Below are 21,387 nucleotides of genomic sequence, written 5' to 3' on the forward strand. Positions count from 1 at the left end.
TTACCGAGCAGACAGATGCTCGTTGACCTGTAGTGATTGTGCCATTTTAACCAACTGGATCATTTCTGCGCGATAGCCTTGGCGATCATTGCCTCGTGCGCCCTGTGCCAGTGCCAGCAATTCTGCGTAGCCAAAATCCTGCAGCCAGGTGTTGCCACTCAGGTGTTGGGCAAATGCCGCCGCTGCCGCGCTCCAGCGGAAGTTCTCGCTGCTGTTATCCAATGGCGTAATTTGCTGGCGTTTAATGGCCTGCTGTAACAGGGTACTGGTTGTCTGCTCCGGCAGCTTGTAACGCAGTTTTAAATAAGCCAGTTCGTCGCCTTTCTCCTGGGACTGTGGCTGGTTGCTGTAACGCAGGGGGTCAACGGTGAGTGCGTTGCTATCTGTTAGCACTATTTCATAGAGTGCGGTGACACTGTGCCCGGCGCCGATTTCACCGGCATCTACTTTGTCGTTGTTAAAATCCTCCCGCTTCAGCAGGCGGCTTTCGTAACCGATCAGGCGGTACTCTGCCACTTGTGGCGAAAATTCAATTTGTATTTTGACGTCTTTGGCAATGGTATACAGGGTGCCGCTGAGTTGCTCCACCAGCGCTTTGCGGGCTTCTTTGGCCGTGTCGATATAGGCAGCATTGCCGTTGCCAATTTCCGCCAGTTCATTCATCAGGGCGTCGTTGTAATTGCCTGTGCCAAAGCCAAGCGTTGTAAGCTCGATACCACTGCCCCGTTGCTGTTTAACCAAATCTTTTAACGCCTCTATATTGGTTACCCCCACATTGAAATCCCCATCGGTAGCGAGGATAACCCGGTTAACGCCATCGTCTTTAAATTCTTGCCGGGCAATCTGGTAAGCCAGCTCAATGCCCGCAGCTCCGTTGGTGGAGCCGCCCGCCTGTAGCTGTTTCAAGGCCCGATAAATAGCATGGCGGTCATTGCCTGCGGTGGCTGGCAACACCACACCTGAAGCCCCCGCATAAACCACGATGCTGACAGTGTCGTTTTTACGCAGTGATTTACTCAGTAGCTTCAGGGAGTTTTTCAGCAAGCCGAGTTTATTGGGGTAGTTCATGGAACCGGAGACATCCACCAAAAAAACCAGGTTAGCTGGTGGCAGTTGTGAGGATTCTATTTCATAACCCTGCAACCCCACATGCAATAGATGGCGACCCATTGCCCAAGGACTGGGAGCCACTTCTGTGGTGATGGAAAAGGGGGCTTTGCGATTGTCTGGAGCCGGGTACTGGTAATCAAAGTAGTTTATAAATTCCTCACTGCGAATAGCGTCTGCCGGTGGCAGGGCGCCGCTGCTGAGATAACGGCGCGCGTTGGCGTAAGCGGCGCTGTCTACGTCAATGCTAAAGGTGCTAACAGGCTTTTCGCTGACCTGTAGAAAACTGTTGGCATCGCGGTGGCGGTAGTTTTTCCGGTTTGGCTCCTGGTGATATTGGGGGGAGGATGGTGCCATCACACGTGCCAGTAGTGGGCGAGCACTGTTGGGATCAAACTTTTTGAAGTTATCTTGCGGAGCATCTGACATCTCGGCAACCGTATGAACCTCTTCTTCCTGAAAAATATTTGCATCCGCCTGGCTGACGCGATCTTCTTCTACGGTGGTGCAAGCCACCATAGCCAGAACGCTGAGCAGTGTCGTAGTGGCGGCAAGTGTGCTGATGCTCGCTACTGTTATCGCAGAATTGATGTTTTTCATCGCTGGCTCCTTGTTGTGAGCGTTGTATTGGTAAACGCCAGCGGTGCCAAATCGGGTTGCTGTCAACGCCGGGTCGACTGTGCCGTTTTCCCTCAAAGCAACTTTTTGAGGGTAGTCTGATGAAACTGGTTTTATCTCTGGTCTGCTGTCTGTTTCTGGTGGCTTGCGCCAACACCTACCGCGGCTATGGTTACAGCGGGGTGATTATTGATGAGAAGGGCGTTGATATGGCTGCCTTTCACGGTGATCTGGCGGACTGCGAGGGTTATGCTGGCTATATCAACAAAGGCGAGCGGGTAGCTGGCCGCGCCGCTGAAGGTGCTGTTGTCGGCGGCGTGTTGGGTGCTATTTTTGACGGTAGCGATGGGGCCGCCAAAGGTGCCGGAACCGGTGCGGTATTGTCCGGTGTTAGAGGTGCCCGTTCCGCCGAGTGGGAGAAAAAACGCGTGGTACGCAACTGCTTAAGAAATCGAGGATACAGAGTACTTAATTAGAATTTTGGTGGATTACGCCTTTGACTAATCCACCCTACGATCAGGCGCTGTAGGGCGGATTAGCTGCGCAGCAGCGTAATCCGCCAAGGCTACTGCCGAATCGTCAAACTATCCCCTTTTTGCACCAGCTCAAGGTGCTGCAAGACGCTCATCCCCAGCAGAATCTCATTCGCCTTCATGTGCGGGTTAATACTGGCGCGCACATTGCGCATTTCTATGCCACCGAGGGTAAATGTATCCAGAGTGGTGCCATAAACCTGAATAATGCCGTTAGCGGTAGAGGCATTGAAACTGCGGCCGCGGCTTAAGCCCAGTTTTTTCTCAAGATGGCCGGGAATAGACACATCGGTGGCACCGGTATCCAGTAGATAGGTAACTGTCTTGCCATTGATGGTGCCGTTGGCCACATAGTGGCCCCAGCGGTTTCTTTGCAGGCTGACTTCCACCTGACCGCCGCTGGAGGTCGTGGCGACATTCTGGTTGGGGTTGTAGCGGCTTTCTTCCCAATTGCCAAATACCCAGGTGAGCAGGGCAAGCACGATCAACCAGCCAGCGATCATCATGCCGCGGCCTATGGACTTGCCGGGTTGTTGGGCAGGGTGCTGCGGTGGCTCCATAAATACTTCCCGTTAAAATTTTACGTCTATAGCCTGACACAAAAATTTCATAAGCGGGGTGGCGCTGTCAAATTGTTTGGCAATTTTGTTGACCAGGCTTTTCTCAAAAAGGACTTTTTCATCCAGCTCGGTAACCGCAATAAAGTCTTTGCGCTTTAGTTCTTCCACCAGTGGGTGCTCGGCATCAAAACCCCGCGGTGGCCTTTTTAAGGAATCCCCCGCCATAGAAAAGTGCTGAAAGGGTTTGTGCGCCAGTGCTTGCTGATACGGTTTTGGCTTTTCGGTGATGGCCGTTCGTATTTTCAGCAGTGTGGCGCTGTCCGGGCGCCAGATGCCCACGCCAACGAATACTTCCCCCGGTTCAATGTGAAGGTAAAAGCCGGGGGCATGCACATCCTTGCCCAAGCGGTGGCGAAACTGAATACCAATGTTGGTTTTATAGGGGGTTTTGTCTTTGCCAAAGCGGGTGTCGCGGTAAATTCGCATCAGCGACCCGCCGACTTTTTTAGGGATGGCTTCAAACTGCGGGCTGATTTTTGCCAGCGGTGCGGCCATCTGCTCAATAAACTCCAGAGCTGGCGTGCGCACAACATCTTCGTAGTCCTGCTTGTGGTCGTTAAACCAGTCGCGATTGTTGTTGGTGCGGAGTTGCTGCAAAAAGGAAATGGTTTTTGTGGTGAACGGCATGGTGCAATCCTCGTGGCTGTTTTACACAGGACGAACAGCGGCTAATGGTTTCGACAATTTCCTAAGCAGCCTGTTATTTTTTCACCGGTCTCTTTTGTAATTTGCGTTGCAATGTTCGCCGGTGCATGCCCAATTGCCGTGCACTGGCAGAGATGTTGTTGTGGTTTTCTGCCAGAACCCGTTGGATATGTTCCCACTCCAGGCGATCCATAGAGGGCGGTGTGTCGGCGATAGCCGTATCCGGATCGCCATCTTCCCCGTCGAAGGCAGACAGTATGTCCGCCAGGGTGACGGGTTTGCAAAGGTAGTTAAGGGCGCCCAGTTTGATGGCTTCCACGGCGGTGGCGACGCTGGAATAGCCGGTAAGAATCACCACCTGGCAGTCGGGCAACAGTTGTTTGAGCTCTTGCAACAGGTGCAGGCCTGATGACTCTGCCAACTTCAAATCAAGCACCGCATGTGAGGGCTGCTCTTTTGCCGCCAGGGCCAGGGCATCCTCCGCGGTATTGGCCACGGCGACTTGTTCGTCGCGCCGCTGCAGTGAACGACAAAGAGTGGCAGAGAAGGTGGCGTCATCATCCACCAGCAGCCATTTGCGTTTGGTATCGGTCATTGTGGCGGCACCTCTGCCAGTGGCAATAGCACTTGCGTCATAGTGCCGCCGCCTTCCACGTTATCCATCAACACCTGGCCACCGATGCGGTTAAAGGTGGTGTGGGTAAGAAACAACCCCAGCCCCATACCGCTGGCTTTAGAGCTGGTAAACGGTTGGCCCATTTGCTCCCGCTGCTCAGGGGTAAGGCCATCGCCGAAATCCCGCACCGTCAGCTGCAATTGCTGTCTGCCCCACTGGACGGCAATTTCTACACGCGGGCTGGCATCGGCGGCGTTGTTGAGTATGTTGTGAATGGACTGAGCCACTGTGGGTGGGTAATGCACATCCACCGTCGGGCAGTTGTCGTGCCAGCTAATTTCCGGGCGGGCATCCGGGCGCATCACTTGCCAACTGGTGAACAGCTCTTCCAGATACTGGCGCAAATCGCGCCCCGGTTGTTGCTGGTCGCTGTCGATTTCAGCGGTGTTTACCAGGCGCTGCAACGTGGCTCGACATTGTTTGACCTGTTCTTGCAGCACGCTTATGTCGTCACTGTCCTGATGTTTGCTATCGGCCATATCGTCCAGCAATAGCTGCATGGTGTTCAGCGGCGTACCCAGTTCGTGAGCCGTACCCGCTGCCAGTGTGGCCACTGCCAATACCTGGTTATTGCGCAGCTCATCTTCCCGCAAACGATTGGCTGTGGCTTCCTGGCGGCGCAGGTCAGCGGCCATGCGAGAAATAAAAAAAGTGATCAATGCGGCGCTAACCGCGAAGTTCGCCCACATGCCCACAAGGTGAAGGTTGGCACCATCACCGCCGCCGTGGTGATGGTGATGAGGTGCCAACGCCATCACCGGATGGTTGTAGTAAAACAACGCGCTGTAGGCCAGCAGAGACAGTGCAGCAATCAGCCAGCTGTAACTTCGCGGCAGGGTGGCTGCAGCGATGCAAATGGGCACCAGGTAGTAGGAAACAAAGGGGTTGCTGGCACCACCGCTGAAATAAAGCAGGGCGGAAAAGAACACCATATCCGCCAACAGGTGGGCAAAAAACTCCGCTTCCGTCAGCGGCGCCCGCCAGTGGCTGCGCCATATGCTGGCGGCCAGTACTGCACTGTAAATCAACAGGACAATGGCGAGTATATTGCCGGGCAGGCCAATGTCTGACAGTACCCAAAAATAGTACAGCGCCAGAAATTGACCGCCGATGGCGATGCAGCGAATCAGGTTGAGGCGTTTGAGATTGCGGCGAATCAGCGCACTGGAATTGGGGGGCAGGGTAGGCATGCGCCTATGGTACCTGCGGACAAAAAAAAGGAAAGCCGAGGCTTTCCTTTAATGGGGTTTTGATCGCATGTTGCAGGTTTTAGCCTTTACGCGGCCCGTTGAGCAGAGCGTCCCGGGTTACGTCAACCAGCAGGTCAATCTCCTCGTCGCTAATACCAAACCAGGGTGTAAAGCGCAGGGAGTTGGTGCCGCCATGAATGACGTTAACGCCACGAGTGCGCATATACTCTTCAGTACTGTCGGCACCGTAGCATTTGTAGGTGTCGCTCAGTTCCACACTCATCAGCAGCCCAGTACCTTGCACGGCGGTGATGGCACCGTTCATTTCTGCCTGCAATGCGGTGAATTTGGCGACCAGCTGTTCGCCAGCAGACACAATGTTGGTGCGAAGATCGTCGCTCATATTGTTGAGAACCGCCACGGCCACATCCATAGCGCGAGGGTTGGTAGTCATGGTATTGCCGTACAAACCCTTCTGGTAAAGGTGGTCGGCTTTTTCATTCAGCGCCAAAACCGACAGCGGGTATTGACCGCCATTGATGGCCTTGGAGTAGGTTTCCATATCCGGCGCTGACAGGTTTTCAAAACCGGGGTAATCGGTAATAGACAAGTTGCCAGTGGTGCGCAGCCCAGCTTGAATGGAGTCTGCCAGCAGCAGTGCCCCGTGTTCTTCAGTCAGGCGGCGGGCCAGTGCGTAGAATTCCGGCGTGGTGGCCAGACCAGGGTTGCCTTCACCCATCACAGGTTCGAAGAACATGGATTCGATAAACAGTTGTTCTTTATCGGCGTATTCAAAGGCAGCCTGCAGCCCTTCGCAGTCATTGGCAGCCACGGTGAGCAGATTGTCGCCCTGTTGGAAACTGGCTAGGTACTTTTTGTAAGTGCTCATGCTGGAATCGGAGTACTGGGCCGGGCGGTCGGTGCGACCGTGGAAGGCGCCCTTCAGCGCCAGGCGCACAATGCGCTTGCCTTCATGCTTGCCACCGGCTTCTGTCATCAGCTTGGCGTTAATGTCCGAGATACGGGCCGCCACAGACACCGATTCGCTGCCGGAGTTTATGCACAGGAAGCTGCGGTACGGGCAGCCTTGGCTGCGGTTGTGGCCAACCTCCCGGCGCAAGGCTGCCATCAGTGCCATTTGGCTGATGTTTGGCGTCATGATATTGGCCATCACATGGGGCTGGTTCATGGCGTCAAGAATCACCTCTGGAGCATGCCCCAGACCCAGCATGCCGTAACCGCCGGTGTCGTAGAGTACCGCGCCTTTCAGGGTTACGATCCAGGGGCCGGCAGCGGCAGCGGCAACGTAGGGGTTGATGGCGTCGCTGTTGTAAAAATTCAGGTAGCCCTGCTGGATCTGTTCAATCTGCTGTTGTTCATCCAGATCCACCAGCTGCGGGTATTGCCCGGCAATGGTGTTGGCGTAGGTCACCGCCGCGTCAATGGCTTGCAGCAACTTCGGATCACGGCTGGCAAAGGTTTCAATCTGCTGATCGCTGAGGCCGGTAGTCAGGCGCTCACCTGCAAAACGGCGCAGGGGGGAAAGGCGGTCGATAACGGGTAATTGTTCAATCATGGTCATAGGGCTATCCGGTTGGTGCGGCTGTGTTTTTTTAATTTTAGTGGCCAAGGATGGCATTATGAATTGGCAAAATAGGCATATTGACGTAATTAATAATCAATATGGAGGTCATATTGGTCAATATGACTATTTCTAGAAAGCCTATCTTATAGGGAGAAAGGAACTTTTCCTGTTTTTACCTGAAAAGTACTTAAGTAGGCATGGTTTTTCTTGAGTTCATGCTGGAAGTGAGCGAGCCTGAAGTTCAATGAAAATTGTTGGTGGCATCGAAGATGAAAGAAATTGATGAAGCTAGAAAGCGTGAGGCAAAGCAAAATCTTACGATATTGCCTTCGGTAGTTGTTTATCTCGTCTTATTTTTAGGTGTGATATGGACCCTTATGTCTGAAGAAGTGGTATTTATGGGAGTAAAGTATTATGGAGTTGTAAAGTCGCTCTGGTTTTTAAACTTGATTGTTATGGGGGTCGCCGCATTAGTTGTCGGCCTTGTTGGAATCTCGGTTTTGATCTTTATCAGAGAAGTGGCTAACAGTTTAAGGGCTATGCTGCGCCTTCCTAAGCTGATCGGAATTTCAGCTTTTTTATTGGTGTTAAGTGGTGGGTTGTTTTTTCTGGCACTCTATATAAATGAGTACTTATCGGCGGATGTATATCGGTTGAACTTTAAAATTGAGAATGCCGTTGGTGATTTTAAGATTATTCACGATTACACCGAATTTATATTACTCATAGGATCTATGTTTATTGGTGCTTTGATGTTTGTTGTTATTTCCTGGGCTTTTTTATTGCCTTCTTACGCTAGGAATCTGGCTAAAGAGATATTGAAGTTGGCTGTTGACAAGCCTGTGTGCTCTGAGGATTTGAGCCGCAGTCATGATTAAAGAAGATATATCAGTCAATTAAGGTAAGTATTGAGGGTTGCTGTGAACAAAAAAATCCGAAATCTTGAGAAAACACTTCTATCAGACAACTGGTACTTGTTAAACAAATACTCTTTTGAATATCAAAATTTTGAAGGTGACTGGCATTATCAAGAGCGTGAAGCCTATGATCGCGGCAATGGCGCCACCATACTTCTTTACAATAGTAAAAAGAGTACAGTCATCTTAACTCGGCAGTTCCGCTTGCCAACTTATATCAACGGTAATTCCGATGGCATGATGGTTGAGGCCTGTGCCGGGTTACTGGATGGCGACAATGCGGAAGATTGCATTAAAAAAGAGGCTGAGGAAGAAACCGGATTCCGTATTTCATCTGTGGAAAAAATCTTTGAAGCCTATATGTCGCCCGGTACCGTGACTGAAATACTTCATTTCTTTCTTGGCGAGTATGACGATTCCATGAAGGTATCATCTGGCGGTGGCTTGGCTGAAGAGCAAGAAAATATTGAGGTGCTTGAAGTCAAATTTTCTGAAGCACTTGAAATGATGGCGTCTGGTGAAATTAAGGACGCTAAAACGATCATGCTCTTGCAGTACGCCCAGCTCCATCAACTTTGCTAAGGCGCTTCCGCTACAAACACCGCCCGCAACGGCGCAGGGTGGCCTTCTACTGTTTTTCCGGCATCAGTCGGATCGAGAAAATCTTGCAGTGATTCAAAGCGCATCCACTCGGTGGCGCGCTGTTCTTCGGTGGTGGTAACGCTGCTGTCCACCAGCCGAGGGTTTCGAAAACCACATTTATTCAGCCAGCTGATCAGGGTGTCGGAGGAAGGCAGGAACCAGACGTTGGGCATTTTCGCGTAGCGACCTTCAGGCACTAAAACATGGCCTTGCGGGCCTTCCACGACCAAGGTTTCCAGCACCAGTTCACCGCCGGGGCGCAGGCAAGCTTTGAGTTCGCGCAAATGATCCATGGGGGAGCGGCGGTGGTAGAACACGCCCATGGAAAATACGGTGTCGAATGCTTGCAGATTGGCTGGTACCTTTTCGATGCCTACCGGCAGTATGTCTACTGCCACTGGGCCCAGGTATTTTTTTAAAGCGTAGAATTGCATTACAAAACGGGGGGATGGGTCGATGCCGATAACCCTGTGGGCGCCCTCGCCGAGCATACGCAGGCAGTGATAGCCGTTGCCGCAGCCCACATCCAGTATGGTGCGATTTTTGAGCGGTGACAGGTGGGGCAGCACTCGATCCCACTTCCAGTCGCTGCGCCATTCGGTGTCGATATGAACGCCGAATAATTCAAACGGGCCTTTGCGCCAGGGGTGCAATTCCATTAATGCATTGCGTAAATGTTCTCTAGTTTCTTCGTCGCAATCTTCAGCGTTGCCAATGGTGACGTTGGCTTTTAACTCCACAGTGCCGGGTTCAATGTCAGGCAATTGTTCCAGTGCGGCCTGCCATTGGGGCAGGTCGCCCCAGCGGGATTGGCTTAGTCCTTGGGCGATTTGTTGGGGTAGCAGTTCTGCCCAGGGTTTGAGTTTGCCTGTGGAAATGGATTCGATAAGGGGGGAATAATCAATCATGGTTTGTTGCATTGTGTAGGGCGGATTAGCGCAGCGTAATCCGCCATAAATAAAGCAAGCGGTGGATTACGCTGCGCTAATCCACCCTACGGTATGGTGGTTATCTGATGATGTCATTTTATTGCAATAATGGACGCAAAGTTAAAACACTGAAACCACACATCGACGCTGGAAAAGCCGGCTTTTTTCAGGCGTTGCCGGTGAGTTTGCAAGGTTTCTGGCAGCAATACATTTTCCAGTGCGGTGCGTTTCTGGCTCACTTCCAGATCGCTGTAGCCGTTGCCTTTTTTAAAACTGTGATGCAGGTCGATCATCAGCTCGTCGTGGGTCTGGTCGTCGAATACCAGTTTTTCCGACAGCACCAGTACGCCCCCTGGTTTTAGTCCATTGGCGATATTGGCCAGCATGGCTTCGCGATCGGCTACGGGGATAAATTGCAGGGTGAAATTCAGCACGGCCATGGAGGCGTTTTCAATGGCAACGTCCTGGATGTTGCCCAGTTGCAGTGTTACCGGTACATCGCTGTGGTCGTTATCGATGAGTTGTTGGCAGCGTTCGATCATCGCCTGGGAGTTGTCCACAGCAATGATTTCGCAACCGGGCTGGGTGATGTGCTGGCGCATGGAAAGGGTGGCAGCCCCCAGTGAGCAACCCAGGTCGTAGCAGCGGCTATCGGTTTGCACATAGCGTTCTGCCAGCGTGCCGATCATGGCGATAATGGATTCGTAACCGGGCACCGAGCGTTTGATCATATCGGGAAAAACGCTGGCCACCCGTTGGTCGAATTTGAAACCGGCGATTTCTGCCAGGGGACTGGCGAATACTTTGTCTGTTTTTGAGTTAGTCATATTGCGTTTTTGTCATCCTTCGCTGCGCTCAGGATGACACAGAAAAAAGTTAAATAATTAAATCCGCCAGCCGTTCCCGCACGTCATCCGGTATGACTTTGGAACACTGTTCGCTGTAATCAAAATAAACCATAACCGTGCGTGCCACCGCGGCAAGCTGGTCGTTCTGCCAGGCTTCCTGGTAGACAGTCATGGATTTGGAACCGATTTTTTCTACGCCGGTTTTCAATGTGACGTCGTCACCAATGTGAAGCTGGGCTTTTAAATCCAGTTCGATACGGGCCAGGATCAGTGGCCAGTCGTGGGTAGTCATGGCTGGATGAATACGGCGGAAAAAGCCTTCACGGGCACCTTCAAACCAGATCGGCAGTGTGGTGTTGCTGATATGGCCGAGCATATCGGTTTCTGAAAAGCGGGGGGTGATTGTAGTGGTGTCCATAAAAAAACCTAATTATGTTCGTCATAGATTCTTAAGTCACTGGATTGCCACGCCGCTTTGCGGCTCGCAATGACGGACTTCGCTCGATCAGCGCGAAGCCCGCAGCTCGGTGCTCGCAGCTTCAAAGTGCAATCTGCTCCAGATATAGCTCACCCAACAGCGCCGCTTTATCAGGGCTGGTAATAACCGCCACGCTGGCCTGTTCTTCCACCAGATAAGTGGCTGCCACGCGTTTCAGGTCGTCCAGTGTCACCTGCAAAATCCGGTTGCGGAATTGTTCGCGCTTTTCCCGGCTGCGACCGTACAGCTCGGCGTGGTAGGTCTGCTTGGCTTCGCCGGCGGGGGAGCCAGGTTTGTCGATGGCGGAAATTACGCCCAGCACGGCTTCTTCCAGTTGTTCTTCGCTGTGTTGCTCGTCGTGAAGCCAGGCCAGTGAAGCGTCAAAGTCTGCCAGTGTGCCTTCAATGCGCGGGTCGCGGTAAGAGAAAAAGCGGAACGCGCCGATGTGGTTGTCCTGGCCGGCGCCACCGCCGTAGGCGCCACCCTGTTCGCGAATGGCCCGGTGCAGATAGCCATTGCGCAAAAAGCCACCCAGTACGGTTAGCGCCGGGGAGTCCGGGTGGTCCATGGCAACCGTTGGATAGGCCTTGGCGCAGAAATTCACCTGGGTGCTGGTGGTCCAGCACTGGCGTCGTTGTTCGCGTATAGCGGGTTGGCCAAAGGGCAGGAAGTCGTCGTTTTCCGGCAATGCCGACGCCACGGAAAAATGGCGCTGGTAGTCGTGCAGCTGATCCGCGTCGGCTACCAACAGCAGTTTGCGCTCGGCGCTGAGCATCTGTTGGTGAATGTTCTGCAGCTGTTGCGCCAGTGCCTCCAATTCCTGTTTGGAATTCAGCTTGTCATCCAGTTGTTTGATCAACTGAATACCGCGCATGCCACCCCAGCGATGTGCCAGTAAGGCGCCGGGGCCAATGCCGCTGCTGGCGGCAGTCATAGCCAGTTGGTGGCCGCTGCCGGTAACGCCCATTTCACGGCGGGCGCGGCTTTGGGCCACCAGTTCGCGGATGCGCGGCAGCTCGTCGAAACGCACCTGGGTGAGGGTGGTGTTCATCAATTCGGTGATGGCTTGCTGGTTGCTGCCCAGGCCTTTGGCGCTGAGAGTCAGGTAGCCGTTCAGCTGCTGGACATCGTCTGGCGTGCCACGCGCGGTCACGTAGGCGCTGATGGAACCGCACACCTGGGATTGGTGCAATTGGGTTTGCAGGTAATCCTGTTCGCCACAACCCAGCTCGGTGAGGCAGGTGGTGTAGATAGGCAGCAAGTCCAGCTGTTCGTCCGTCAGCTGTGGCAGTGGCATGACAATCTGCTGGTACACCAGCCCATTGGTGCCGGCGGCGTAACTGGTAATGGCGTGGTCACTGTGGGTAGTTTCCACATAGGCCATATCCTGGGGAATATCGTCGCGGCCCACTTTGGGCAGGATGGAGGCGTCGTCCACCTGGTGCTGTCGCTGCTCCAAGGCATGGGCGCGTTCAACAATCTGTTGCTTTTCCTGATCGCTGAGGCCTGCCTTGATGGCTGCCAGGCGAGCGGCCTCGGCGGCGTCTTTGCGCTCTGCCATCTGTTGGTCCGGGCGCAGGGTGAGGCGCACCCGGTGGCGGTTTTCCAGCAGCAGGTTGCGGGCCAGGTCTTTGATAAAGTCCGGGTTTTGAATGGCTCCGCGCAGGTAGTTCAACACCGGATCGAGGTTGAGCAGGGCGATGGGGTCACCGCGATGGGTGGCGCTGGTCAGGGCGGTGAGTATCAGCTGCAGGCCGTAGGGGTAGCTGTCGCCGCCAATCTCACGCTGTTGCAATTCCAACTGGTGCAGTGATGCTGCCACCTGTTCGTAGGGCACGCCGTTTTCTGCCACGTCCTGCAGTACGTCGAGAATCATCTGCTCTACGGCGCCTTCCTTATCCGGGTCACTGCCTTCCAGACCGCACACAAAACAGAGTTCGCGCTGGGAATCGTCCAGCCCACACAAGGGGGATGGCGCGGTGCCCAGGTTGGAGGTTTCCAGGGCTTTTTGCAGGGGCGAGGCGCTGTTATCCAGCAATACGCTGCACAGCAGGTTGGCTTCCATACTGGCTTGCAGATCGGTGGCTTTGCCCAACAGCCAGCCCAGTACCACGTGGGTTTTGTTGTTCAGGTCACCTTCTTCAGTGAGGGCGTAGGCTTCCTCTACCTGCAGCGGTTCCTGGTAGCGTTTTTCGTCTGCTACGGCGATGTGCTCATCCAGTTTTTCAAAGCGATGCAGGGCTTGTTGCTGGAATTTTTGCTGGTGGTCTACGGCCGGGATATCGCCAAAGGTCATAAAGATGGCATTGGAAGGGTGGTAGTGAGTTTTGTAGAAATCCCGCAATTGCTGGTAGCTGAGGTCAGGTATGCACTCCGGTTCACCACCGCTGTTGTGGTGGTAAGTGGTGGTGGGATACAGGTATTTGCACAGGGCGTGCCACAGGGTGGAGGGCACCGAGCTCATGGCGCCTTTCATTTCGTTAAATACCACGCCTTTGTACACCAGAGGGGAATCCGGGTTGTCGGCTTCGGCAAACTCTACCCGGTGGCCTTCCTGGGCAAAATCCAGTTCGTCCAGGCGCGAGAAAAATACTGCGTCCAGGTACACATCCAGCAGGTTGTTGAAGTCTTTGAGGTTCTGGCTGGCGAACGGGTAGGCGGTCCAGTCGGAGCTGGTAAAGGCGTTCATAAATGTGTTCAGAGAGCGCCGGATCATCATAAAAAACGGATCGCGCACCGGGTACTTTTCGCTGCCGCAAAGGGCCGTGTGCTCCAGAATATGAGCCACCCCGGTGGAATCTGTGGGTACCGTGCGCAGGGCCACCAGAAAGACGTTTTCTGTATTGTCGCTGGCCAGGTGAATGTGTTGGGCGCCGGTGACTGTGTGGCGATACTCCTCGATGGTGAGGTTGAGGGATTCAACGGCTTCGCTGCGCAGGAATTCAAAAGCGGGGTCGCACTTGGGGTGGTGGCTCATGTACTGCAATCCTGATTGTGGACAAAAGCGGTTATTCTACCTGATTCTGTTAGCGCGACACTGGTGAAATAGCCTAGTTATCGTTTGGCCAATATGGCCTGAAATTTGTCCAGAAATTACGTTACTTTTGTTGCCAATGTACTTATCATTCCATGCCATTGATGGAGAGGCGACTCTGTACACATCGGGGGTTTGGACACAGATTTCAACCTGCTTTTATCGGCGCCACAGTTGACAGCGCGTTATGGATGTACGTACATTGTCGGCTCTTGTTGAATTGCCACCTCACAGTCGGTGGCCAAAGGTTGAAATCAATGTTGGTTGTAAAACCTGTTCGTTTGCTGGTCGTTCTTCTCAGCGTGGTGCTTCTAAAGCAACTGCGGGGACGTTCGTTTATCTGACAGCAGCAACAAGATAAACAGATACCAAAGCCCCGCAAACACCATGCGGGGCTTTTTTTTGGCAGTTTTAGACAGTGTTTAAAGCACATTAACCGAGGGTGAAACGGTGGATTTATTATCTGGCGGTGAAATAGTAATCAGGGCGCTGCGCGACAGTGGCGTCAAGCAGGTGTGGGGCTACCCCGGTGGTGCTGCTTTGCACATTTACGACGCCATGTTCCAGCAGGAGCAGATTGAACACATTCTCGTGCGCCACGAGCAGGCCGCAGTACACGCTGCTGACGGTTACGCCCGCGCCACCGGTGAGGTGGGCACGGTACTGGTGACTTCCGGCCCCGGCGCCACCAACACCATTACCGGTATTGCCACCGCTTATATGGACTCCATCCCCCTGGTGATTATTTCTGCCCAGGTGGTACAGGAAAAAATCGGTGAAGACGCCTTCCAGGAAACCGATATGATTGGCGTTTCCCGCCCAGTGGTGAAGCACAGCTTTCTGGTGAAAAAGCCGGAAGACCTGGCCGCTACCATCGCCAAGGCCTACCACATTGCCAAAACCGGTCGCCCCGGCCCGGTGGTAGTGGATATCCCCAAAGACGTTACCTACCCCGGTTACAAGATTTCCTACAGCTACCCGGAGCAGGTGGATATTCGTTCCTATCAGCCTCGCAGCAAGGGCCACCCACGCCAGATTCAAAAGGCCATGGCGCTGATTGCCTCCGCCAAAAAGCCCATCATTTACGCCGGTGGCGGCGTTATTCTCGGTGAGGCTCACAAAGAGCTGACCGAGCTGGCCCATCTGGTGCAGTGCCCGGTAACTCTGACCCTGATGGGGCTGGGCGCCTTTCCCGGCAACGACCCGCAATTCCTCGGTATGTTGGGCATGCACGGTACCGTGGAGGCCAACCTGGCCATGCACGAGGCCGACCTGATTCTGGCGGTGGGTGCCCGTTTCGATGACCGGGTAACCAACGCTTGCGACAAGTTCTGCCCCAACGCGCGCATTATCCACATCGATGTGGACCCAACGTCTATTTCCAAAACCATCAACGCGGACGTACCGATTGTGGGCGACTGCAAACTGGTGCTGACGGAGATTGTGCGCCGGGTGAAAATCGACCTGGATGAAAACAACACCGATGAGCGCAAACGCACGCTGGATAGCGATGCCATCGCCGCCTGGTGGGCGCAGATTGAGCAGTGGCGCGAGCAGTACGGGATCTACCGCCAACAGCGTTACGCGCCCAGCACCAGTGAAGTGATCAAGCCTCAGGATGTGGTCAAAACCCTGTGTACCGTCACCAACGGCGATGCCTACGTATGCTCCGATGTGGGCCAGCACCAGATGTTTGCCGCCCAGTATTACCAGTTCAACCATCCGCGCCGCTGGATCAACTCCGGTGGCCTCGGCACCATGGGCTTTGGCCTGCCTTCGGCTATGGGGGTGAAAATGGCTGCCCCGGATGCAGATGTGGCGGTGGTAACCGGGGAGGGCAGTATCCAGATGTGCATCCAGGAACTGGCTACCTGCACCCATTACAACTTGCCGGTGAAAATCATCAATCTCAACAACCAGGCGCTGGGCATGGTACGCCAGTGGCAAGACATGCAATACGCCGGTCGTCACTCCTCCAGCACCTACGGTGAGTCGCTGCCGGACTTCTGCAAACTGGCAGAGGCTTACGGTCATGTGGGCATTAAAGTAACTCGCCTGGAAGATTTGCAACCGGCCCTGGAGCAGGCGTTCGCCATGAAAGACCGCACGGTGTTTGTTGACGTGCAGGTGGACCAGAGCGAACACGTGTACCCCATGCAGATTCAGGGGCAGGCCATGTGCGATATGTTAATCAGCAAAACGGAGACCATCTGATGCGCCGTATTCTTTCACTGACCATGGAAAACGAGCCCGGCGCCCTGTCCCGTATTGTGGGGTTGTTTTCCCAGCGCTGGTACAACATTGACAGTATGACCGTAGCCGCTACCGACGACCCGGCCCTGTCAAAAATTACCATCACTACTAACGGCGATGAAAAAGTCATTGAGCAAATCACCAAGCAGCTCAATAAGCTGGTGGATGTGTTCAAGGTAGTTGACCTCACCGAGCGCGAACACATTGAACGTGAACTGATGCTGATTCGGGTAAACGCCACCGGCAGCAAGCGGGAAGAAGTAAAACGCTGCGTGGATATATTCCGCGGCCTGATCGTCAGCGTCACCGCCAATACCTACACCGTGCAGGTGGCAGGCGATACCAGCAAAATTGAAGCCTTTATTGCGGCTATGAAGGATATTGGTATTGTCGAAGTCACTCGCTCTGGTGTGGTGGGGATGCAGAGGGATTAGTTAAATACAGATGTCATTGCGAGCCGCGTAGCGGCGTGGCAATCTCCTGAATGAGTTGCGAGGGCGATGGAAATAGTAGTTTTCTGTCGCCTTATTTTTAACGCTAACGAATGAGGCAGCTTACACTTACCTCCAAATTTATCTGGTGTCCAATCTGTGCTGAAGGCTAGTAAAGTAATTTGTGTACTTCTGCTTGTTCCACTTATTCATGGGTGTATGCCTGAAGGCTCTTCGGGTGATGGTGGGAGCAAATATAAAATTCCAAATGGCTATGACCCTGAGCCGTCTTCCTGGGGCTCTAACGCCAAATTCACAATCGTTGATTCTGGTGAGTTTTCCCTGATGCTGACAGGGGAGATATTGGCAAAAAATATTCAAGGTTTTGATCCAACGTTAAATGGACGATCACACGATACTATGGTGATCGTCAACGTTTATGACCCCACAATACATGATGGCTGGGAGCCACCGGAGCATATCGTAAAAAATTGGGATGATATGTGGAAAATGGAAGGGAATTATAAAGATGCATGTATTGGAAGAAAAAAGGATAATTTGACTGGCTATTACAGGTACTACATGTCTTGCCATCCGGATCCTCACCCTAACTCCAACTTTTTCTTAATTGATCGAATCCCTGAATTGAATAAGCCAAGGCCAAAAAACCAAGAATATATCAAAGGCAATTGTACTATTGTTAATGGCTTTATTCGGCCAGAAGAGGGCCGTTACCATTCCTGTCACTTTTTTCGATATACAAAATCGAAAGATCGTTATTCGTTTCGATTGTATGGGAAAAATGTTCGACTTCTTAACGAAGTGGAGAACTTTCTTGATGGCAGGTTTACTGAGTGGTTGGTTTCTTCAGAATAAATCGTCGAGCTTGCGCCTAAATTTTGCGGTTGCCGAAATCAAAAAGTTGTCGCGAAAATAAAGGGCAGCATTGAGGCAGCTAATGCTGATCGTAATGACCACCAATCGCAAAAATATAAATACTGGTATCGTCGTAGCGATAAATCAGCCGGTCTCTCTGTGAAATACGCCGGGACCACAGCCCGGACAATTTGTGTTTAAGCGGCTCTGGTTTGCCGAGCCCGGCGGTTAGATCGTCGGAGCGGAGCATTTCTTTCAGCAATTTGCACAGGGCTTTGTGCAGCCGCTTATCTTGCTCACGAAGTTTTTCGTACTTTTCCCAGGTATTGCCTTCAAACACCAGTGATTTCATTCAGCTCACCATCCGTTGGTTTGTATCCTTTGCCCTGAGAGTGTGTTTTGGCAGAATCCGCGATCTGCTGCATTAAATCGCTGTTTTGCAAAATGTACAGGCTTTCCTGCTCGCGTTCCCAGTCTTCGGCGCTTATCACGACAAAATCCTCACCGGCACGGCGCGTCACCTTAATGGGCTCGTGGCTGCTAACGGCTTGTTCTACAAAACTTTTCAAGTTGTCTCTAAACTTGTTTACGCTGATGGTTTCCATGTTGTGCCTGTTGTATACGCATTTATGTACGGTAATTCCGTACAATTTTAATGGAGGTTTATAGGCATGGTCAATCGGTAGTTGCCGGTAATTACTCGGCACTCCCCAAAAACACGCCGCCGCTAAAGCTACCGCGTGTGTCCAAAAACACAGTTCTCAGACGTTGTATACGTGCTACACATTGATTCACACTCATGGTAACTCGCAAGGAGAACGACAATGTCAAACCTGTATATGTGCGTATTGCGCAATTCCGAAGGCGGCTGTAAAGAACCCACTCCCTCAGAAATGGACGAGGCGTTCGCTAAGTTCCAACAGTGGCAAGAGAAGTTTGCGGATAACATCGAAGACATGGGCGGTAAATTGGGGGATGGCAAAATACTCACCGAAAAAGGTGTTGTCGACGGCCCATTTATGGAGATTAAGGAGATTGTTGGCGGTTATATGGTTGTGCGCGCAGAGAGCCTGGACGAAGCTGTACAGGTAGTGAGAGAGTGCCCGCCTGTTGCTGCATCGCTGAAATCATCAACCAGCGTTGAAATTCGTGAACTTTGCAAAATGTAATGCTTGAACAGCACGACGAGCATTTTTTCAGACATCAATACGCTAGCCTTGTAGCCACACTCACCCGCAAGGTTGGCGTACAACACATAGCTCTTATTGAAGATGCCGCGCAGACAAGCCTGCTGAAGGCCTGGGAATTATGGAAGGTGAGTGTGCCTGCCAACCCGGAAGCCTGGCTTCACCGCGTTGCCCACAATGCACTGATAGATACCCTTCGAAAACAACGCCTGCTGACGCCTGAAGATCACGCAAATTTGCCGTTACAAACGCATGAAGAGTCGGCAAACCTTGCGGGTGACCTCGATGACTTTTTACACCTTATCTTTGTTTGTTGTGACAAGGCTGTACCGCAGCCATTCAGCCTGACACTTGTTTTAAAGGTATTGTGCGGGTTCAGTGTGAAGGAGATAGCCGCTCGTTTGTTTATCTCTGAAACCAATGTTTACAAACGGTACCGACGGGCCTGTGATGTTCTAAAAAAACGCTCGGGGTATTTTAACATTCTGACTCTTGCGGAATCGTCTGAACGCCTGGATTCGGTATTGTGTGTGTTGTACCTGCTGTTTACCGAAGGCTATCTTTCATATTCAAAAGATGGAGCTATCCGGCGTGAGCTCTGTGAAGAAGCAATTCGCTTAGCGGGATTATTGGCAAGCAAAGATTTTTGCCAAAAGCCGGTAATTATGGCCTTGCTCGCACTGATGTCGTTTAACCTGGCGCGCCTTGCCTCTCGCCAGAGTGAAAGTGGCGAATTGTTATTGCTTGAAGAGCAAGACCGCAGCCAATGGGATGCGCACAGAATTGCACAAGGTTTTCATTACTTAAAGCTGTCAGCGCAAGGGGAGCGGATAAGCCGTTATCATCTTGAAGCAGCTATTGCTGCTGAACACTGCCGTGCAGCCAGTTTCGCACAAACAGACTGGGCATCCATTTGCCGCAGCTATCAACAGTTAGAAGTGATACAACCCTCTTATCTTTATCGCCTCAATCGCGTGGTGGCATTGGCCGAGTGGCAAGGGGCTGACGCGGGTTTAAAGCTGTTGTTGGAAAATTCGCCTCCTACCTGGATGACTCGGTCGTATCTTTGGTATGTGGTGGCTGCAGATATCCATAGGCGCTGTGATCATCGCGATGAATATAAGCGTTTTGCGGATCTCGCGCTGAAATGTGCGCCAAACGAATATGTTCAACGGCTTATTAAAAGAAGATTCAACTCAGGGGGGTAATAAGAATTGAATTGCACGCTGTGACTGCCGTTGTTATTCAATACATTCCCAAAACGCCGCCACCAGCGGGTTTTTTAACTTCTTCTCCAACACGCAAAGCCCTACATCGTAGGGTTCCAATTCAGGCTTGATATCCAGCACCTGCACACGCCCGGCGATGGGACTGTGGTCGAGGACGATCTGCGGCACGATGCCAATGCCCAAGCCCAGACCTACCATGCTGACTATGGCTTCGTTACCGGTGACCTGGGCGTAAATTTTCGGTTTTACCCCCAGCTCGTGAAACCAGTGATCGATGCGTTTTCGCGCCACGCCGCTTTCCGCCAGAATTACCGGCAGGTTTTGCCAGTTTTCCGTTTTGGTTTTGCCCGCCAATGCGGTGAGGTCGAAGCCGCTGGTGGCCGGGGCGATAAAGCGCAATGGGGTGGTAGTGACGGTTTTAAAGGCCAGCCCTCTCTGCAGCCGATCCGGGCGGGCGGCGATGGTGATGTCTTCGTCGCCGGCGACAATGCGTTTGATGGCTTTGTCCGGGTCGCCGGTGTGCAATTTAAAATCCACCAACGGGTAGCGCTGGCGAAAGTTGGCGAGCAAATCGTAGAGTACGCTGTAGCTGGCTGTGACGGAGCAATACATGCTCAGTTCACCGCTGAGGGTGTCGCTAGCTTCCAATAAGTCGTTGCGAATCAGTTCCCACTGGGACACGGTTTCCCGGGCGTAGTTTAAAAATTTTTCTCCTTCTACCGTTAATTCAACGGTTCTGTTGTCGCGGGTAAACAGAGTGACGCCCAGGGCTTCTTCCAGCTGTTTGATACTGCGCGACAGCGCTGATGGGCTGATGTGGCAACCCTCGCTGGCGCGGCCAAAATGCAGGCAGTCAGCCAGGGCCAGAAAGTGTTTCAGGGTGCGCGTGTCCAATGCTTAATCCTGCTGCCGCCATTTGATATTGCAACCGATGCTGGGGTGTTGCTGGGGGTTAATTGCTTCTCCAGCCAGCAGGGCATCCATTGCGGCGCGCAAATCGGAACCAGTTACAGGTATGTTATTCCCAGGCCGTGAATCGTCCAATTGTCCCCGGTAAGCCAACTTCAGGTTGGCGTCGAACAAAAAGAAATCCGGTGTGCAGGTGGCGTCGTAGGCGCGGGCTACTTGTTGACTCTGGTCATACAAATAGGGGAAAGGGGTGTTTTTTTGAGCTATCTTTTGTGGGCCATCTTGCGGGTAAGTATCGGCATCGTTGCTGCTGATGGCCACTATGCCAATGCCACTGTTCTGATAATCCATCCCCAGTTGTTTCAGCTGATTTTCAACATGGATAACAAAGGGGCAGTGGTTGCAGATAAACATCACCAGCGTACCTTTATCGCCCGCCAACTGCTGCAAACTGTATTGCTCGCCAGTTTTTGGTGCGGGCAGTGTAAAGTCCGGTGCCGATGTGCCCAGAGGCAGCATATTGGAAGGTGTTAGAGCCATGGTGTCGTACCCTTGCGCGGTGTTGTGGCTTGTATTTCAGGCGTTATTGCAACTCTTTGTTGCAGAAAATGGTTTATTGTATTGCGTATATATCGTTTTACGCAATGCTGTTATTGCCCTAAGGTGTGCGCCACTCGTTC

Annotated in this window: 22 protein-coding genes; 8 read left to right on the forward strand and 14 right to left on the reverse strand. The window is 52.6% G+C overall.

The features are described 5' to 3' along the window. Entirely contained in the window at positions 1 to 1,707 is a 1,707-nt protein-coding gene (locus QSV34_RS11600; RefSeq protein ID WP_289154891.1) for a vWA domain-containing protein, read from the reverse strand. Between the two features lie 119 nt (positions 1,708 to 1,826). Between QSV34_RS11600 and QSV34_RS11605 the strand changes: the two genes are divergently transcribed. Then, entirely contained in the window at positions 1,827 to 2,201 is a 375-nt protein-coding gene (locus tag QSV34_RS11605; protein WP_289154893.1) for a glycine zipper family protein, read from the forward strand. A gap of 89 nt (positions 2,202 to 2,290) precedes the next feature. Here QSV34_RS11605 and QSV34_RS11610 read toward each other — a convergent pair whose 3' ends face one another. The 5 genes from QSV34_RS11610 to QSV34_RS11630 all read right to left on the reverse strand — a co-directional run bounded on the left by QSV34_RS11610 (position 2,291) and on the right by QSV34_RS11630 (position 6,971). Beyond that, entirely contained in the window at positions 2,291 to 2,818 is a 528-nt protein-coding gene (locus tag QSV34_RS11610) for a retropepsin-like aspartic protease family protein (protein WP_289154895.1), read from the reverse strand. Between the two features lie 12 nt (positions 2,819 to 2,830). Beyond that, the gene (locus tag QSV34_RS11615; RefSeq protein ID WP_289154897.1) at positions 2,831 to 3,505 is read right to left on the reverse strand and encodes a DUF2461 domain-containing protein; all 675 of its coding nucleotides are present in this window, start codon (positions 3,503 to 3,505) and stop codon (positions 2,831 to 2,833) included. Positions 3,506 to 3,578: 73 nt separating this feature from the next. After that, on the reverse strand, positions 3,579 to 4,118 hold the full coding sequence (locus QSV34_RS11620; protein ID WP_289154899.1) for a response regulator transcription factor: 540 nt from the start codon (positions 4,116 to 4,118) through the stop codon (positions 3,579 to 3,581). After that, complete coding sequence (locus QSV34_RS11625; protein WP_289154901.1) at positions 4,115 to 5,389, reverse strand: ATP-binding protein; 1,275 nt, start codon at positions 5,387 to 5,389, stop codon at positions 4,115 to 4,117. Before QSV34_RS11625 ends, QSV34_RS11620 begins: the two co-directional genes overlap by 4 nt. Positions 5,390 to 5,468: 79 nt before the next feature. After that, positions 5,469 to 6,971 (reverse strand): aminotransferase class III-fold pyridoxal phosphate-dependent enzyme, encoded by a 1,503-nt coding sequence (locus QSV34_RS11630; RefSeq protein WP_289154902.1) that lies wholly within the window; start codon positions 6,969 to 6,971, stop codon positions 5,469 to 5,471. 272 nt (positions 6,972 to 7,243) lie between these two features. On the opposite strand from QSV34_RS11630, the gene QSV34_RS11635 reads away from it, so the two are divergent. Both QSV34_RS11635 and nudK read left to right on the forward strand, forming a co-directional pair. Then, positions 7,244 to 7,852, forward strand: coding sequence for a hypothetical protein (locus QSV34_RS11635; protein WP_289154903.1), 609 nt, complete (start codon positions 7,244 to 7,246; stop codon positions 7,850 to 7,852). A gap of 42 nt (positions 7,853 to 7,894) precedes the next feature. Next, a complete protein-coding gene (nudK, locus tag QSV34_RS11640; protein WP_289154905.1) occupies positions 7,895 to 8,473 on the forward strand; it encodes a GDP-mannose pyrophosphatase NudK in 579 nt (192 codons plus the stop codon). Here nudK and cmoB read toward each other — a convergent pair. The 4 genes from cmoB to QSV34_RS11660 form a co-directional block, all read right to left on the reverse strand. Beyond that, the gene (gene cmoB / locus QSV34_RS11645) at positions 8,470 to 9,441 is read right to left on the reverse strand and encodes a tRNA 5-methoxyuridine(34)/uridine 5-oxyacetic acid(34) synthase CmoB (protein WP_289154907.1); all 972 of its coding nucleotides are present in this window, start codon (positions 9,439 to 9,441) and stop codon (positions 8,470 to 8,472) included. The genes nudK and cmoB overlap by 4 nt on opposite strands. A 113-nt stretch (positions 9,442 to 9,554) precedes the next feature. Beyond that, the gene (gene cmoA / locus QSV34_RS11650) at positions 9,555 to 10,289 is read right to left on the reverse strand and encodes a carboxy-S-adenosyl-L-methionine synthase CmoA (protein ID WP_289154909.1); all 735 of its coding nucleotides are present in this window, start codon (positions 10,287 to 10,289) and stop codon (positions 9,555 to 9,557) included. A 49-nt stretch (positions 10,290 to 10,338) separates the two neighbouring features. Next, positions 10,339 to 10,728, reverse strand: coding sequence for an acyl-CoA thioesterase (locus tag QSV34_RS11655; protein WP_289154910.1), 390 nt, complete (start codon positions 10,726 to 10,728; stop codon positions 10,339 to 10,341). Positions 10,729 to 10,849: 121 nt separating this feature from the next. Beyond that, positions 10,850 to 13,765, reverse strand: coding sequence for an insulinase family protein (locus tag QSV34_RS11660; RefSeq protein WP_289154913.1), 2,916 nt, complete (start codon positions 13,763 to 13,765; stop codon positions 10,850 to 10,852). Between the two features lie 507 nt (positions 13,766 to 14,272). Here QSV34_RS11660 and QSV34_RS11665 point away from each other — a divergent pair. From QSV34_RS11665 to QSV34_RS11675, 3 genes are all read left to right on the forward strand, one after another. After that, entirely contained in the window at positions 14,273 to 16,036 is a 1,764-nt protein-coding gene (locus QSV34_RS11665; RefSeq protein ID WP_289154915.1) for an acetolactate synthase 3 large subunit, read from the forward strand. Further along, positions 16,036 to 16,509, forward strand: a complete 474-nt coding sequence (gene ilvN, locus QSV34_RS11670) for an acetolactate synthase small subunit (protein ID WP_289154917.1) — start codon at positions 16,036 to 16,038, stop codon at positions 16,507 to 16,509. The genes QSV34_RS11665 and ilvN overlap by 1 nt, the downstream gene beginning before the upstream one ends. Before the next feature lie 216 nt (positions 16,510 to 16,725). Beyond that, entirely contained in the window at positions 16,726 to 17,382 is a 657-nt protein-coding gene (locus QSV34_RS11675; protein WP_289154919.1) for a hypothetical protein, read from the forward strand. A 79-nt stretch (positions 17,383 to 17,461) separates the two neighbouring features. On the opposite strand, the gene QSV34_RS11680 is transcribed toward QSV34_RS11675, so the two are convergent. Together QSV34_RS11680 and QSV34_RS11685 are read right to left on the reverse strand one after the other, a co-directional pair. Next, positions 17,462 to 17,734 carry a Txe/YoeB family addiction module toxin gene (locus QSV34_RS11680; RefSeq protein WP_289154920.1) on the reverse strand — a complete coding sequence of 91 codons (273 nt, stop codon included), beginning with the start codon at positions 17,732 to 17,734 and terminating at the stop codon, positions 17,462 to 17,464. Then, positions 17,715 to 17,987, reverse strand: a complete 273-nt coding sequence (locus QSV34_RS11685) for a type II toxin-antitoxin system Phd/YefM family antitoxin (RefSeq protein ID WP_289154921.1) — start codon at positions 17,985 to 17,987, stop codon at positions 17,715 to 17,717. Before QSV34_RS11685 ends, QSV34_RS11680 begins: the two co-directional genes overlap by 20 nt. A 219-nt stretch (positions 17,988 to 18,206) precedes the next feature. Here QSV34_RS11685 and QSV34_RS11690 point away from each other — a divergent pair, with 219 nt between their 5' ends. Together QSV34_RS11690 and QSV34_RS11695 are read left to right on the forward strand one after the other, a co-directional pair. After that, the gene (locus QSV34_RS11690) at positions 18,207 to 18,551 is read left to right on the forward strand and encodes a YciI family protein (protein ID WP_289154922.1); all 345 of its coding nucleotides are present in this window, start codon (positions 18,207 to 18,209) and stop codon (positions 18,549 to 18,551) included. Next, positions 18,551 to 19,777, forward strand: coding sequence for an RNA polymerase sigma factor (locus QSV34_RS11695; RefSeq protein ID WP_289154924.1), 1,227 nt, complete (start codon positions 18,551 to 18,553; stop codon positions 19,775 to 19,777). The genes QSV34_RS11690 and QSV34_RS11695 overlap by 1 nt, the downstream gene beginning before the upstream one ends. Before the next feature lie 33 nt (positions 19,778 to 19,810). On the opposite strand, the gene ilvY is transcribed toward QSV34_RS11695, so the two are convergent. Together ilvY and QSV34_RS11705 are read right to left on the reverse strand one after the other, a co-directional pair. Beyond that, a complete protein-coding gene (ilvY, locus tag QSV34_RS11700; RefSeq protein WP_289154926.1) occupies positions 19,811 to 20,692 on the reverse strand; it encodes an HTH-type transcriptional activator IlvY in 882 nt (293 codons plus the stop codon). Between the two features lie 3 nt (positions 20,693 to 20,695). Further along, the gene (locus QSV34_RS11705; RefSeq protein WP_289154928.1) at positions 20,696 to 21,247 is read right to left on the reverse strand and encodes a thioredoxin family protein; all 552 of its coding nucleotides are present in this window, start codon (positions 21,245 to 21,247) and stop codon (positions 20,696 to 20,698) included. Between the last annotated feature and the right edge of the window lie 140 nt (positions 21,248 to 21,387).

The organism is Porticoccus sp. W117, from assembly GCF_030341905.1.
In the GTDB taxonomy this organism is placed as follows: domain Bacteria; phylum Pseudomonadota; class Gammaproteobacteria; order Pseudomonadales; family Porticoccaceae; genus SCSIO-12696.

Coding starts and splice junctions, on each gene's coding strand:
- QSV34_RS11605 (WP_289154893.1), top strand. CDS start 1,827: ATGAAACTGGTTTTATCTCTGGTCTGCTGTCTGTTTCTGGTGGCTTGC.
- QSV34_RS11655 (WP_289154910.1), bottom strand. CDS start 10,728: ATGGACACCACTACAATCACCCCCCGCTTTTCAGAAACCGATATGCTC.
- QSV34_RS11630 (WP_289154902.1), bottom strand. CDS start 6,971: ATGACCATGATTGAACAATTACCCGTTATCGACCGCCTTTCCCCCCTG.
- QSV34_RS11675 (WP_289154919.1), top strand. CDS start 16,726: ATGCCTGAAGGCTCTTCGGGTGATGGTGGGAGCAAATATAAAATTCCA.
- ilvN (WP_289154917.1), top strand. CDS start 16,036: ATGCGCCGTATTCTTTCACTGACCATGGAAAACGAGCCCGGCGCCCTG.
- cmoA (WP_289154909.1), bottom strand. CDS start 10,289: ATGACTAACTCAAAAACAGACAAAGTATTCGCCAGTCCCCTGGCAGAA.
- QSV34_RS11660 (WP_289154913.1), bottom strand. CDS start 13,765: ATGAGCCACCACCCCAAGTGCGACCCCGCTTTTGAATTCCTGCGCAGC.
- QSV34_RS11610 (WP_289154895.1), bottom strand. CDS start 2,818: ATGGAGCCACCGCAGCACCCTGCCCAACAACCCGGCAAGTCCATAGGC.
- QSV34_RS11635 (WP_289154903.1), top strand. CDS start 7,244: ATGAAAGAAATTGATGAAGCTAGAAAGCGTGAGGCAAAGCAAAATCTT.
- QSV34_RS11620 (WP_289154899.1), bottom strand. CDS start 4,118: ATGACCGATACCAAACGCAAATGGCTGCTGGTGGATGATGACGCCACC.
- QSV34_RS11680 (WP_289154920.1), bottom strand. CDS start 17,734: ATGAAATCACTGGTGTTTGAAGGCAATACCTGGGAAAAGTACGAAAAA.
- QSV34_RS11615 (WP_289154897.1), bottom strand. CDS start 3,505: ATGCCGTTCACCACAAAAACCATTTCCTTTTTGCAGCAACTCCGCACC.
- QSV34_RS11625 (WP_289154901.1), bottom strand. CDS start 5,389: ATGCCTACCCTGCCCCCCAATTCCAGTGCGCTGATTCGCCGCAATCTC.
- QSV34_RS11685 (WP_289154921.1), bottom strand. CDS start 17,987: ATGGAAACCATCAGCGTAAACAAGTTTAGAGACAACTTGAAAAGTTTT.
- QSV34_RS11600 (WP_289154891.1), bottom strand. CDS start 1,707: ATGAAAAACATCAATTCTGCGATAACAGTAGCGAGCATCAGCACACTT.
- QSV34_RS11705 (WP_289154928.1), bottom strand. CDS start 21,247: ATGGCTCTAACACCTTCCAATATGCTGCCTCTGGGCACATCGGCACCG.
- QSV34_RS11690 (WP_289154922.1), top strand. CDS start 18,207: ATGTCAAACCTGTATATGTGCGTATTGCGCAATTCCGAAGGCGGCTGT.
- cmoB (WP_289154907.1), bottom strand. CDS start 9,441: ATGATTGATTATTCCCCCCTTATCGAATCCATTTCCACAGGCAAACTC.
- QSV34_RS11695 (WP_289154924.1), top strand. CDS start 18,551: ATGCTTGAACAGCACGACGAGCATTTTTTCAGACATCAATACGCTAGC.